This window comes from Streptomyces lasiicapitis, from assembly GCF_014646335.1.
GTDB lineage: Bacteria > Actinomycetota > Actinomycetes > Streptomycetales > Streptomycetaceae > Streptomyces > Streptomyces lasiicapitis.
This window is the reverse complement of record NZ_BMNG01000004.1, coordinates 565,224-578,931: the sequence shown is the minus strand read 5'-3', so window position 1 is coordinate 578,931 and position 13,708 is coordinate 565,224. Positions and strand designations below refer to the sequence as shown.

Here is a 13,708-nt window from a genome sequence, read left to right as displayed (position 1 = left end):
GCCTGTTCCTCCCCCTCAGGAAGGCATGACGCACATGCATCGATATGCCGCGGCCGTCGCCGCACTGGCCGCGCTGGTAGCCGGATCCACCGTCCCGTCAGCGGCCGCCTCCGCCCTCGCCGCACCGCCGGCGTCCAGGGCCGCACCCGCCGCCCCGGACCGGGCACCGCATCCCCACGCCAAGAGCGTCCTCTTCGACACGTGGTTCAACGTGCAGGGCTACTCACCGACCCTGAAAATCCACTTCGGCGTCCACCGCTACACCCTCAAGGCGGACTGCGACAGCGACCGCCTGGCCGGCCAGCTCTACCACTCGGCGACCGGTGTCGACCCCAAGGTCGGCAGCGCCTTCACCGTCCCCTGCAACGGGGCCCCCAAGACCATCAACTACCAGCTGCGGGGCGGTTTCTACTACTTCTACTTCCTCTCCGGCGTCGACAACACGCACATCGTCGCCGACGGTGCCTGACCCCACCCTCAGAGAGAAATCGGAGTCTTCCCATGCGCACTCTCCTCGCCGCCGCGACAGCACTCCTCGCCGTGGGCCTCACCGGTGCACCGGCCCAGGCGGGTGAGGCCGGGCAGCAGCCCACCGCGCCGCACCGCGCCGCCGCTGCCTCCCACTTCGACGTCCTGTTCAACACGTACGGCTACTCTCCGAAGACGGATCGCCCACAGGGCAACCGCCAGCGGGTCGCGTTGTCCGCCTACTGCAACAGCGACTTCGTGGCCGGGCAGCTCTACCACGTCACATGGGGCCGCGACCGGCCCGTCGGGAACGTCGTCAAAATCCACTGCGGCACCAGGAGGTCCGCCGTCTACGACCTGAGCGGCGGTGAGTACTACTTCTACTTCCTGTCAGGCGTCGACAACACGCGGGTGGTCGGCGACTGGGACTGAGCCCAGCGCTTCACCGCGCCACGGCCGCGCAGTACGCCTCGTCGCCCGCCAGCAGATTCCGGTGCGTGTCCTCGGCCGTGATGACCCCGTCGTCCAGGACGAGGACGCGGTCCGCCGCGTCCAGGAGGGGCGGGCTGCTGGTGATGACGATGGTGGTGCGGCCCCGGCGCAGCTTCGCGACGTTGCGGGCGATGAGCTGTTCGGTGACGGCGTCCACGGCCGTCGTCGGGTCGTGCAGGACCAGGACGTCGGTGTCGGCGGCCAGGGCGCGGGCCAGGGACAGGCGTTGGCGCTGGCCCCCGGAGAGGTTCGCGCCGCGGTCGCGGACGCCGTAGTCGAGGCCTTCGCGGTGGAGGGCGACGACGTCGGTGAGCATGGACGCCTCGACGGCCTCCGCGACCATCTCGCTGGTGCCCGAGGGGTCGATGTTCGTGCGCAGGGAGCCCGCGAAGATCTCGCCATCGTACGGATTCACCAGCAGGTGCTCGCGGACCGCCTCCATCGACAGGTCCCCGATCTCCTGCCCGCTGACCCGCACCACTCCGTCGTACGCGTGCGGCGGGACCTTCGCCGCCAGGATCGAGGCGAGGTCGGCCGCCGCGCGCGGCTGGTAGGCGGTGATCGCCACGAACTCGCCCGCGGTCACCTTGAAGTTCAGCTTGCGCAGGGTTCCGTAGTGCACGCTGTCGATGTCCAGGTCGCCGCCCGCGGCCGGGCGCTCCGTGCCCGGGGTCGTCACCGGCGGCGCGGACAGCACCAGCGCCATCCGCTCGGCCGACGCGCGCGCCACCATCACGTACTTGGGCATCTCCGAGAACAGCTTGAGCGGCTCCATGATGAACTGCGCGAGGCCCACGGCCATGACGAGTTCGCCGATGGTGATCTGGCCGTTGAAGGCCAGCCACCCCGCTGTCAGGGTCACCGCGGCGGCCAGGACGGCGTTGAGGGCGAGCGCGGTGCCCGCGTACACGCCGTTCACCTTGGCGACGGTGATCGACTGGCGCCGCGCCTCCGTGCTGACCTTGCGGTAGGAACCGAACGCCGCGTGGTTGCCGCCGAAGCCGTGCAGCGGGCGCAGGCCGGTGATCAGGTCGGCGACCTTCGCGCCCGCCCGCGCCACCCGGGCCTGCTGTTCGCGGGTGCTGGAGCCGATGCGCTTGGACATCACGCTCAGGATCGACAGGATCGCGACCGTTCCCACCATCACCAGCGCGCCGAGCCGGAGGTCGGCGAGGCCGAGCGCGACCGCCGCGACGACCACCGCGACCAGCGAGCTGATCAGCATCGGCACGACTTCGACGATGTCGGCGGTCTGGTCGGCGTCCTCGGTGGCGATGGTCAGGACCTCGCCGGACTTGAGGTCGACGTCCCTGGCCACCGGCTGCAGCCCGCAGCCCGCGACCTTCACCCGCCAGCGGTGCGCCTCCGTCGTGTTGGCCTTCTGCAGGACGCGCATCCCGAACCGCCACGAGAGCGACACGGTCGTGATGATCACGGCGAGCGCGCCGATGGACAGGGCCAGCGAGCCGAGAGTGCGGTTGTCCCGCATCGTGTGCTCGACGATCAGGCCGAGCGCGATGGGGAAGGCCGTCTCACCGGCCTGGTACAGGCCCATGAGGAGGGTGCCGCCGGCCATCGCGCCGACGTTGCGGCGCAGGGCGGTGCGGAGGATGTCGGACCCCGGGCGGGGCCGCTGCGTGTCAGTTGTCATCGAGGTGGCGGGCAATCGCTTCCGGGGTTCGCAGGGTGAACAGGTCTCGGATCGTGATCACAGGACCGAACTCGCGGCGGAGCAGCCCGGTCAGCCGCACCGCCAGCATGGAGTGCCCTCCGAGGGCAACGAAGTCGCTCACCGCGCTCACCTCGTCATCATCCAGGTCAAGTGCCTCGGCGTAGAACTCGCACACCAGGGTCTCGGTCTCCGTCTCGGGACCGCGCTCCCCGGCCGTCGTCAGCGCGCCCAGCGGCTTGGCCTCGGGCAGCGCCTTGGTGTCAGCCTTCCCATTGACGGTCAGCGGGATGCTGTCGACCTGTGCGTAGTGCGTCGGGCGCAGGAAGTCCGGCAGGGCGGTGCCCACCTCGGTGGCGACGGCTGCCAGGTCGGCGCCGTCGAGCACGAGGTAGGCGGCGAGGCGGTACGCCCCGTCGACCTGCGGGTCCGGCTGGGCGACCGCCGCGACGAACCGCACCGCGCGGTGCGCGGCGAACGCGGCCTCGACCTCGCCCAGTTCGACCCGGTGCCCGCGGATCTTGACCTGCTGGTCGGTGCGGCCCAGGTACATCAGGTTTCCGTCGGGCCGCCGCACGACCAGGTCCCCGGTGCGGTACATGCGCTCGCCGGGCGCGCCGAACGGGCACGGCACGAACCGGTGCGCGGTCTGCGCGGGCTGGCCGAGATAGCCGCGCGCGATGCCGATGCCGGCGACGTACAGCTCGCCGGGAACACCGTCGGGCAGCGGCCGCAGCCACGGGTCGAGGACGTACACATCAGTGTTGTCGATGGCCACGCCCACCACCGGGTCCTGGCACTCGAAGGTGCCGACGCCCAGGGTGTTGATCGTGTACTCGGTCGGCCCGTACAGGTTGTAGCCGACCGTCCCCTCGGTCTCGGCGAGCCGCTGCCACAGCGTCGGCGTGACGGCCTCGCCGCCGAGCAGCACGAGCGCCGGGCGCCGGTCGGGGTTGTCGAGCAGGCCCTCGGCGACGAGCTGCTGCGCGTACGTCGGCGTCACGTTGATGACGTCGATGCCGTGCTCCAGGCAGTACGCCACCAGCGCGGGCGCGTCGCGGCGGAGCTCCTCGTCGCAGATGTGCACCTCGTGGCCGTCGGCGAGCCACAGCAGCTCCTCCCACGACATGTCGAACGCGAACGACACGGTGTGGGCGATCCGGAAGACCCGGTGGCCGTGCTCGTCGAGGACCGGCTCGAAGATCCGGCGCTGGTGGTTGACCAGCATGTTGGTCAGTCCGGCGTACTCGGTCACCACGCCCTTGGGCTTGCCGGTGGATCCGGAGGTGTAGATCGTGTACGCGGGGTGGCGCAGCCGGTCCGGATCGTCCGGCGCGAACGTCAGATACGGCTCGGCGTCCGGGAGCGGGCGGTCCAGCTCGATGAGGCCGCCGGCGTCGACGACGTCGCCAATCAGCCGGGGCGAGACGGCGCTCACCGTGAGGATCGCGTCCGGCCGTGAGTCCTCGACGATCGCGGCGATCCGCTCGTCGGGGTGGTCCAGTTCCAGCGGTACGTACGCGGCGCCGACTCGCAGCACTGCGAACAGCGCCACGATCGAGTCGAGGGAGCGCGGGATCGCGAGACCCACGTTCGTCTCCGGGCCGATGCCCCGCCCTGCGAGCACACCCGCCACCGCGCGGCTGCGGTCCCGGAGTTCGGCGAACGTCATCGTCGCGCCGTGGGCGACGAGCGCCACCCGCTGCGGGTCGCGGTCCGCCGCCCGGTCGAAGCGGTCGACGACGGTGTCCGTGCCGACGTCCGTGCGCGCGTCCGGCTCGGGCTGCTTCCCGAGGCCCGGCAGCGCGCCGACCGGGCCGGTGGACCGGGCCAGGTCTTCGAGTACGCGTACGTAGTCGTCGAGGAGACCGCGGGCGTTCTCGGTGTCGCCGTCGCGGTGCTCCAGCTTGACCGTGAGGCGGTCGCCGGGGGTGACGACCCAGGTGAACGGGTAGTGCGTGGAGTCGTCGGCCTTCACCGAGGTGATGCCGTGCCGGGAGTTCATCTCGGCGAAGGCGTCCATGTCCAGGAAGTTCTGGAGCACGAAGAGGTTGTCGAACAGGGTGTCGTGCCCGCTGGCCCGCTGGATCTCGCCGAGGCCGAGGTGCTCGTGCTCCATCGCCTCGACCCGGGCCGTCTGCACGGCCGACAGGTAGTCGCCGACGGTGTCGTCGGGCCGTGCCCGCGTCCACATCGGCACGGTGTTGAGGAGCACGCCGACGATGTCGGCCAGGCCCTCGCCGTCACGGCCGGAGACGGTCACGCCGAACACGGCGTCGCTGCGGCCGGTGTGCGCGCCGAGCAGCAGGCCGAACGCGCCGGTGAGCACCGAGTTCAGGGTGACGCCGTGCGCCTTGGCCGCCTCCCGCAGCAGGTCCGACTGTTCGGCGGACAGCGTGTGTACGAGAGCGGTCGGCAGCTCGTCCGACACGGTCGGCGTCGGTCCCGCGAGCAGCGTCGGGCCCTGGAGCGCGGCCAGGTGGTCCGCCCAGAAGCGTTCCGACACAGCCGGGTCCTTGGCGGCGAGCGCCCGTGCGTAGTCCTCGAAGCTCGGCGTGGCCGGGGTCGGGTCGTGCGGTTCGCCCGCGAGATTGGCCTGGTACGCGTCGAACAGGTCCCGCAGCACGATCTCGCGGGACCAGCCGTCCCAAAGCAGCAGGTGGTAGCTGAGCAGCAGTCCGTCGCGGCCGTCGGGCAGCCGCACGACGGTGAGGCGGATCAGCGGCGGCTCGGCCGGGTCGAAGCCCGTGTCCCGGTCCTGGGTGCGCAGTGCCTCGACCTCGGCGTCCGTGGTCAGTTCGACCGTGCGGACGTCGACCCGCCGGCCCGCCGCCTTGAGGACCTGGACCGGGTTGCCGTCGTCGTCGGTGGCGAAGCCCGCGCCGACGACCGGGTGCCGCCACATCACGTACGACATCGCCCCGGCGAGCGCGTCGACGTCCAGACGCCGGTCGAAGGTGAAGTAGCTCTGCGCGACGTAGTGTCCGGCCTGGCCCGCCATCTGGGCCTGGAAGAACAGGCCCCGCTGGAGCGGCGTGACCGGCGCCGTGCGCTCGGCCGTCCCGGCGGTGTCCGCGATGCTCTCCAGCGCGCTGCGCCAGTGCTCGGTGATCGCGTCGGGGATGCCGTCGGCGAGCGTGAACGCCGTGTGCAGCTTGTTGGTGTCGGCGTCGATCCACGCGTTGACCTCGACGGCGTACGGGCTGCCCTGGTCGCCGCCGGTGAGGTGCAGCGCCTGGGACTCGCTGCCCCGGCCGAGGTAGTTGAAGAGCACCTGCGGGCGGGCGGTGAGCAGCGGGGCCGTCTGCGGGTTGAGGTACCTGAGTTGTCCGTACGCGACGTGGGCGCTCTCGTCCGGCTGGCGTTCGGTGATCTCGCGCGCCGCCGCGACGGGGTCGGTGTGCGCGGTGAGCCGCACGGGCGCGATGGAGGTGAACCAGCCGACCGTACGCGTGTAGTCGTGGTGCTCCTCGACCGGGACCCGGCCGTGCCGCTCCAACTCGACCGCGAGGTCGGTGGGCGACGGCTGGATGTGCGTCAGCGCGGTGCGCAGCGCGCCGCACAGCAATTCGGTGAGGCCGATGCCGAGTGCGGTGGGGGCGGTGCGGGTGACGCGGTCGGTGATGGTGGTCGGGGATACGACGGTGGTCTCGCGCAGACCGTCGACGGCGGGGAGCAGCGCGGGGGCGTCCAGGGTGCTGACCCAGTGCCCGAGGTCGTCGATCGTCTGGGCCGACTTGAGCGTGAGCGCCTCCGCGTACTCGGCGTACGACGTGGTCGGCGGCGCCAGGTCCGCCCCGCCCATGGCGGTGGCCAGGTCGTCGAGGAGGACGAGCCAGGACACCGCGTCGACGGCGAGGTGGTGCACGGTGACGACCAGGGTCCGGCTCGCCTCCAGCCACGAGAACGCGACGACGTCCCCGGACTCGGGGTCGAGCCGTCCGGCGGCCTCGTTCGCCACAGCCGTGGCGTCGGTCGCGTTCGCGCGGACGACGGTGACCTCGCGGGCGGGTTCCGTACGCAGCGCCCACACGCCGTGCTCGACGCGCAGCCGCAGCCGGAGCGCCGGGTGCGCGGCCACGACGGCGTTCGCCGCGCGCTCCACGTCGGCGAAGCCCGCGCCTTCGGGTGCCGTCAGCGTCCTGGCCTGGGCGAACCGGTCGAGCGAGCCGCCCAGTTCGCGCTGGCGCAGGATGATCGGGGTCGGGGCGAGGGGGCCGTCCTCGTGGCGTACTGCCGGTGTGGTGGGCGCGGCCTGCGGGGCGCGCGTGCCCAGTTCTTCCGCGAGCCCGCGAGGCGTCCTGAACAGGAACACGTCCCGGGGTGCGATGGTCAGGCCGAGGGCCCTGGCGCGGTTGATCAGGGTGATGGCGACGATGCTGTCGCCTCCGGCGGTGAAGAAGTCTGTGTCGGCGTCTACGGCTGCGCCGGGCAGGGTGTTGGCGAAGATTTCGACGAGGACGTCGAGGTGGCTCCGGTGGGAGGGCAGTGATTCACCTGCGGGGCGGTGGGGGCTGGTCGCGCCCCGCGGCGGAGCCGCAAATCGATGCAGCCCCGCGCCCCTAAGGGAGTCCGCCTGTACGTCGTCCTGTGCCGCGCGGGCAGTCAATGCCTTGCGGTCCAGCTTGCCGTTGACCGTCAGGGGGAGGGCTTCGGTCGTCAGCACCCGGCCCGGCACCATGTGCACGGGCAGGGTCGTGGACAGCAGGGCCGCGAAATCATCGGGCGTCCGGCCCACCACGTGCGCGACGAGGTGGTCGCCTGTCTCCGCCACGGTGACGGCCACATCGACGACACCGTCGAGCTCCCTGACCGCGGCCTCGACCTCGCCCAACTCGATCCGGAATCCCTTGAGTTGGACCTGGTCGTCGGCACGCCCGGCGAACTCGAGCTCGCCGTCGAGGGTGCGGCGGGCGAGGTCGCCCGTGTGGTACATGCGGGAGCCGTCGGCCGCGAACGGGTCGGCCACGAACCGACCCGCGGTGAGGCCGGGGCGGCCCAGGTAGCCCAGCGACACCTGGTCACCGGAGACGTAGATGGCACCGACGCGGCCCGGCGGCACCGGCCGGAGCCGGTCGTCGAGCAGGTAGGTGGCCAGACCGGGGATGGGGCCGCCGATCGGGCTGACGTCAGCAGGGGCGACCTCGCCGAGGCCGAAGTCGTCGTCCGTCAGCACCCGATGGGTGACGTGCACGGTGGTCTCGGTGATGCCGTACATGTTGACCAGCTCGGGCGTGCCGGTGCCGTGCCGCTCGACCCAGCCGCGCAGCCGCCCGAGGTCGAGCGCCTCGCCGCCGAAGATGACGCGGCGCAGCGCGGTGACGGGCTCACCGGCGTGCCGGTCGGCCTCGATGAACTGGTAGAACGCCGACGGCGTCTGGTTGAGCACGGTCACGCCGCGCTCGCGGACCAGGCGGTGGAAGTCGACCGGGGAGCGGGTGAGGCCGTACTCCGGAAGCAGCAGCTCGCCGCCGTGCGCCAGCGCGCCCCACAGCTCCCAGACCGCGAAGTCGAAGGAGTACGAGTGGAACTGCACCCATACGTCGTCGGGGCCGAAGCCCATGTCCGGCCGGGTGTTGGCGAGCAGCGTCACCACGCTGGAGTGCGGGACGACGACGCCCTTGGGGCGGCCGGTCGATCCGGAGGTGTAGATGACGTACGCGGGGTCGTGCCAGTCGGCCACGTCCAGCGACTGCTCGGCTGCCTGCGGCAGCTCCTCCCCCTGCACAAGGACACGCGCAGAAACGCCCGCCCGGGCGAGCAGGTCCGTGAACCGTTCCCGCTGCTCGCCGTCCACGAGGACGACCTGCGGAGCGGCGTCGGCGAGGATGTATTCGAGGCGCTCGTCCGGGTACGCCAGGTCGAGCGGCACGTACGCGCCACCCGCGCTGACGATCGCGACCAGGGCGACGACCTGTTCGAGGGAGCGCGGGGCGGCGACGGCGACCCGCTTCCCGGGGGCGACCCCGGCCGCGCGCAGGGCCGAGGCCAACTCGTCCTTCGCGGCGGCCAGTTCGCCGTACGTCAGGGACCGGGTGCCGCCGTCGAGGGCGCACTGGGTGACGGCGGTGGCGGCCGGGTCGCGGTGCGCGGCGGCGTCGAAGAGTCCGGCCAGGGTGGTCGGGGTGATCGGCGCGGGGCTCCGGTCGCCCTCGCGCGCCAGGTCGTCGACCAGGGCGTCCGGGCGGGCGAGCAGGCCGGTGAGGGTCTTGGTGAACGTGTCCAGGATCGCCTGGGCGCTCGCCTCGCGCAGCAGCTCGCCGTCGTAGATCAGGTTGAAGCGTAGATTCGCGGCTCCGCCGCGGGGCGGACTGCCGTCGAGGGCGCGCTCGACCACAAGCGTCAACGGGTAGTGCGGGGCGCCCTCGTTGACGATGTCGGAGATGACGAGGTCGTGGCCGGGGCCGCGGAGCGCGGCCACGTCGGTCGCGACGTCGAAGACCACCAGGGTGTCGAACAGGGAACCGGCGCCGATCTGGCGGCCGATCCTCGCGAGCGAGACGTGCTGGTGCGGAAGGACCGCGCTCTGGTGGGCCCGCACCGAGGCGAGCAGGTCGCGCGCCGTCGTGTCTGCGGCCCAACGGGCGCGTACGGGAATGGTGTTGATGAACAGGCCCACCATGTCCTCGATGCCGGGCACGTCCGCGTCGCGCCCGGACACGGTGGAGCCGAACACGACGTCCTCGCCGTGCAGGATGCCGCCGAGGGTGACCGCCCAGGCACTGTGCACGGCCACGCTCAGCGGCACACCGGCCGAGCGGACGGCCGCGTCGATGTCGTGCTCCGGTGCCACGGCGATGTCGGCGAACCGGTCGGAGGGGGTGTGCCCCTCGGCGACCAGCGAGGAGCCGGGCAGCTCGGCGAGCTCGTCGCCCCACACTCGGTCGCTCTCGTCGTCGTCGCGTTCGGCGAGCCAGCGCACGTAGTCCGGGAAGCCGCCGAGCGGGTAGACGGTGCCCGGCGCGTGGTACTCGGCGAGGAGCGCGCGGAGCATCGGGGGCACCGACCAGCCGTCGGCGATGATGTGGTGCACGGTCTGCACCAACACGTTGCGGCCGGAGCCCGCGCGGATCAGCGTGCAGCGCATCAGCGGCCCGGTGGCCAGGTCGAACCCGGCGCGCCGGTCGGTCTCGGCGTACTCGCGTATCTCGGCGTCGGTGATGCCGGGGCGGTCGAGGGTGGTGAAGGGTGCCTCGACACCGCTGTCGAGGACGGAGACCACGCGACCGTCGGCGAGGGCCACGAAGCGCGCGGCCAGGTTCGGGTACAGCGTGAGCAGCCGGGTGGCCGCCGTCGCGAGGCGGTCGGCGTCCACCTCGCCTTCCAGGGTGAGGAGTTGCTGCTCGACGTAGGCGCCCGCCGAGTCGTCGTCGAAGACCGAGTGGAAGTACAGGCCCTCCTGCAGCGGGGTCAGCGGCAGGATGTCCCGCAGCGCCGGTCCGTCGAGGGCGTCGACGTCGGCCTGCGTGAGCGGGACCAGGGGGAAGTCGCTGGGGGTGTGGCCGCCGCCGTCGAGCGCGGCGAGAGCGGCGAGGGTCTGGCGGAAGTACGCGCCGATCGTCGTGATGTCCTCGTCGGAGAACATCCCGTCGGGCCAGGAGATGGTGGTGACCAGTTCGTACTCGCCCGCCGAGCCGCTCGCGGCGGGCTCGGCGATCGCGTTGAACTCCAGGGCGCGCGGAAGGCGCATCCTCGGGTCGCGCTTCTCGCCCAACTGCCCGGTGGCACCCGCGAGTTGCCAGTCCCCGGGCGAGCCCGCGTCGAAGCGGCCCAGGTAGTTGAAGAGGACCTGCGGCGCGGGCGCGTCGAATTCGGTGTCGGTGAGGTAGCGCAGGGCGCCGTAGGAGACGCCGTTGCTCGGCACCCGGGCGAGGTCTTCCTTGACCGCCTTGAGCGCGGCGGCCAGGTACGCGGGGGCGGACAGCCCCGTCGCGGCACCGGGGTCCACGGTCACCGGGAACAGGGTGGTGAACCAGCCCACGGTCCGCGAGAGCTCCGGCTCGAAACCGGCGGCGCCCGCCACGAACCGCCCCTCGCGGCCGTGGCCCTCCAGCTCGATGTGCGCGAACGTCTGGTCCTGGCCGAGGTCGCGGCGCCACCGGGCGAGGGTGACGGCGAGCGCGGTGAGGAGTACGTCGTTGACGCCCGCGTGGAACTTCGCGGGTATCTCGCCGAGCAGCGCGGCCGTGACCTCGGGGCCGACGGAGACGGTGCGTATCCGCTCCCCGGCGACGGTGTCGGCCTCGGACAGGGCTCGCCTGCCCACCGGCTGGTCCGCTCCCGGCAGGGGCCGCTGGAAGTAGGCGCGGTCCGCGTCGAACTCGGCGCGGCCGAGGAGCTGCGTCCAGCGCCGGAACGACGTGCCCACCGGGGGCAGTTCGATCGGCTCGCCCGCGGTGAACTGCCGCCAGGCCGTGGCCAGGTCGTCCATGAGGACCCGCCAGGACACGCCGTCGATCACCACGTGGTGGACGACCACGACGAGCTGTCGTGCCTCGCGGCGCCAGACGGCGCGCAGCATCGTGCCGTCGGCCGGGTCGAGTCCTTCGGTGGCGAGCGCGACGCACTCGTCGAGCGGCCGGTCGCTCTCCTGCCAGCCGGTGAAGGCGCGGCCCGCCGCCGCGGTGGCACGGGCCTCGGGGATGTCGAAGCTCCAGCGGTCGCCGCGCACCAGCTTGGCGCGCAGCATGTCGTGCCGCGCGACCAGGGCGGCGAGGATGCCGTCGAGGGCGTCGGCGGTCAGGTCCGCCGGGGTGTTCAGGACGACCGACTGCACGAAGCCGTCGATGGCGTCCGTGGTCTCGCCGAGCCACTGCACGATGGGCGAGCCGACGACGGTGCCGGTGGCGGTGTCGGCGTGGTCCACGGCGGCGACGTCCTCGCGGCTGGCCGCCGCGGCGAGGGCGCCCAGGACGCTGTTGGTGAAGATCTGCCGCGCGGTGACGTAGAGGCCCGCGTCGCGCAGCGCGCTCAGCAGGGATATCGCGAGGATGCTGTCGCCGCCGAGCTGGAAGAAGTCCTGGTCGGCGCCGACTTCGTCGAGTTGGAGGAGGGCCGCGACGGCCGCGCACACCACGCGCTCGTTCTCGGTGGCGGGCGCGACGAGGGCGCCCGTCCCGATCACGGGCTCGGGCAGTGCCTTCCGGTCGACCTTGCCGTTCGCGGTGAGCGGGAACTCGGTGAGGACGACGAGGTGGGCGGGCACCATGTACTCGACCATGTGCTCGCCGGCCCACGCCTTGACGTCGTCCGCCCGCAGGTCCTCGCTCCCGGCGGCCGGGATGACGTACCCCACGAGGTAGGTGCCGCCCGCGGCGTTCTTCTTGGCGACGACACAGGTGTGGCGTACGTCCGGGTGCTCGGCGAGACCGGCCTCGACGTCCTCGATCTCCAGGCGCATGCCGCGGATCTTGATCTGGTTGTCGGCGCGGCCGAGGAAGTCCAGGGAGCCGTCGGGGGCGAACCGCGCCAGGTCACCGGTGCGGTAGAGCCGGGAGCCGTCCGCGGCGAAAGGATTCGCCACGAACCGGGAAGCCGTGAGGCCGGGCGCGTTGACGTACCCGCGCCCCAGCAGGAACCCGCCCGCGTACAGCTCGCCGCCGACGCCGACGGGCACCGGACGCAGCTCGTCGTCGAGGACGTACAGCTGGGTGTTGGGGTTGGCCTTGCCGATCGACGTCGACAGGCGCTCTGCCTCGCCGCGGTAGATGACGTGCGAGACGCCGATGGTCGTCTCGGCGGGGCCGTAGCCGTGGTACATGGGGATGTCGAGGCGGGTGCGGAACCGCTCGTACAGCTCCGGGGTAAGCACCTCACCGCCGCACCACACGTGCCGCAGGCTGTCCAGGCGTCCGGAGTCGCCCGCGATCTCCAGGAGTACGTCCAGCATGGACGACACCAGGTACGTGAAGGTGACGCGCTGCTCGGCGATGACGCTCAGCAGGTGGTGCGGGTCACGTTCACCGCCGGGCCGCAGGACCACGAGGCGGCCGCCGCTGACCAGCGGCAGGAAGATCTCGTTGATGGAGATGTCGAAGGACAGCGGGGCCTTGAACAGCGACGCGTCGTCGTGGCCGAAGTGGAGGATCTCGTCGACCTGCCACAGCAGGCGCTCGCTGATCGCCTCGTGCCGGATCATCGCGCCCTTGGGCCGCCCGGTCGAACCGGACGTGAAGATGACGTACGCGAGGGCGTTGCCGGGGGCGGTGATGCCGGTGCCCTCGGCCGGGAGGGAGGCGAACTTCCAGTCGTCGAGGTCGACGGCGACGGCTTCGGGTTCGCTCGGGTCGTGCGCGCCGGAGTCGTTGAGCTGCAGCACGACGCGGGCGTCGTCGATGACGACGGCGCGGCGCGCGGCGGGCCACTGCGGGTCGAGGGGCACGAACGCGCCGCCCGCCTGGAGCACGCCGAGGAGCCCGACGACCATCTCGGCGGAGCGGCCGAGCGAGATGCCGACGACCTGCTCGGCGGTGAGCCCGCGCGCGATCAGGTGGTGGGCCAACTGGCTGGAGAGCTCGGCTGCCTGACGGTAGGTCAGCGACCGGTGCTCGTCGACGATCGCGACGGCGTCGGGGCGGTTGCGCGCCTGCTCGCGGAACATCTCCACGATGGTCGGGCGGACCCGGTCGGTCGCGGTGTCGTTCCACTCGGCCAGGGCGGCGAGCCGGGCCGCCACGCTGGACGGGCTGATGGTGCCGATGGGGCGGTCCGGGAAGTCGGCGAGGTCGTCGAGGGCGAGCTGCGCGTCGGCCTGCTCGACGCCGTCCGGGACGGTGATGCTGCGGTCGTCCGCGCCGACCTGCCAATCGCCGGGCCCCGCGCCGCCGTTGTCGACCCACCCGAGCACGTCGGCGAAGAGCGTGCCGGGGGTGAGGTCGATGCCGTCGGGGGTGTGGCCCGTCGCCCAGTAGGCGAGGCCGATGGCGCAGGCTTCGGTGATGGTCCTGTCCGAGTAGCCGGAGGAGGCGCCCGCTCGCCGGCGTACGTCGGCCAGGCGCGCGGGAGAGAGCAGTACGAGACGAGCGGGCGATTCCATCATCGGAGACTCAGCATTTCCTTCCAAGGACCTAAGCAGTCCCA

General features: G+C 72.0%; 4 protein-coding genes. 2 read left to right on the top strand and 2 right to left on the bottom strand.

Translation table 11 applies throughout. The features are described from left to right. The first annotated feature begins 25 nt into the window (after nucleotides 1-25). The gene (locus IEY91_RS11210) at nucleotides 26-469 is read left to right on the top strand and encodes a hypothetical protein (protein ID WP_164327029.1); all 444 of its coding nucleotides are present in this window, start codon (nucleotides 26-28) and stop codon (nucleotides 467-469) included. A gap of 32 nt (nucleotides 470-501) precedes the next feature. Beyond that, the gene (locus IEY91_RS11205) at nucleotides 502-900 is read left to right on the top strand and encodes a hypothetical protein (protein WP_164327028.1); all 399 of its coding nucleotides are present in this window, start codon (nucleotides 502-504) and stop codon (nucleotides 898-900) included. A gap of 10 nt (nucleotides 901-910) precedes the next feature. On the opposite strand, the gene IEY91_RS11200 is transcribed toward IEY91_RS11205, so the two are convergent. Both IEY91_RS11200 and IEY91_RS11195 read right to left on the bottom strand, forming a co-directional pair. Further along, on the bottom strand, nucleotides 911-2,611 hold the full coding sequence (locus tag IEY91_RS11200; protein WP_189173802.1) for an ABC transporter ATP-binding protein: 1,701 nt from the start codon (nucleotides 2,609-2,611) through the stop codon (nucleotides 911-913). After that, complete coding sequence (locus IEY91_RS11195; RefSeq protein WP_189173801.1) at nucleotides 2,601-13,667, bottom strand: non-ribosomal peptide synthetase; 11,067 nt, start codon at nucleotides 13,665-13,667, stop codon at nucleotides 2,601-2,603. Before IEY91_RS11195 ends, IEY91_RS11200 begins: the two co-directional genes overlap by 11 nt. Nucleotides 13,668-13,708 lie beyond the last annotated feature (41 nt).

Bases quoted from the DNA above. Each gene is read 5' to 3' on its own strand.
- IEY91_RS11205 (WP_164327028.1), top strand. From the start codon at position 502: ATGCGCACTCTCCTCGCCGCCGCGACAGCACTCCTCGCCGTGGGCCTC.
- IEY91_RS11210 (WP_164327029.1), top strand. From the start codon at position 26: ATGACGCACATGCATCGATATGCCGCGGCCGTCGCCGCACTGGCCGCG.
- IEY91_RS11195 (WP_189173801.1), bottom strand. From the start codon at position 13,667: ATGATGGAATCGCCCGCTCGTCTCGTACTGCTCTCTCCCGCGCGCCTG.
- IEY91_RS11200 (WP_189173802.1), bottom strand. From the start codon at position 2,611: ATGACAACTGACACGCAGCGGCCCCGCCCGGGGTCCGACATCCTCCGC.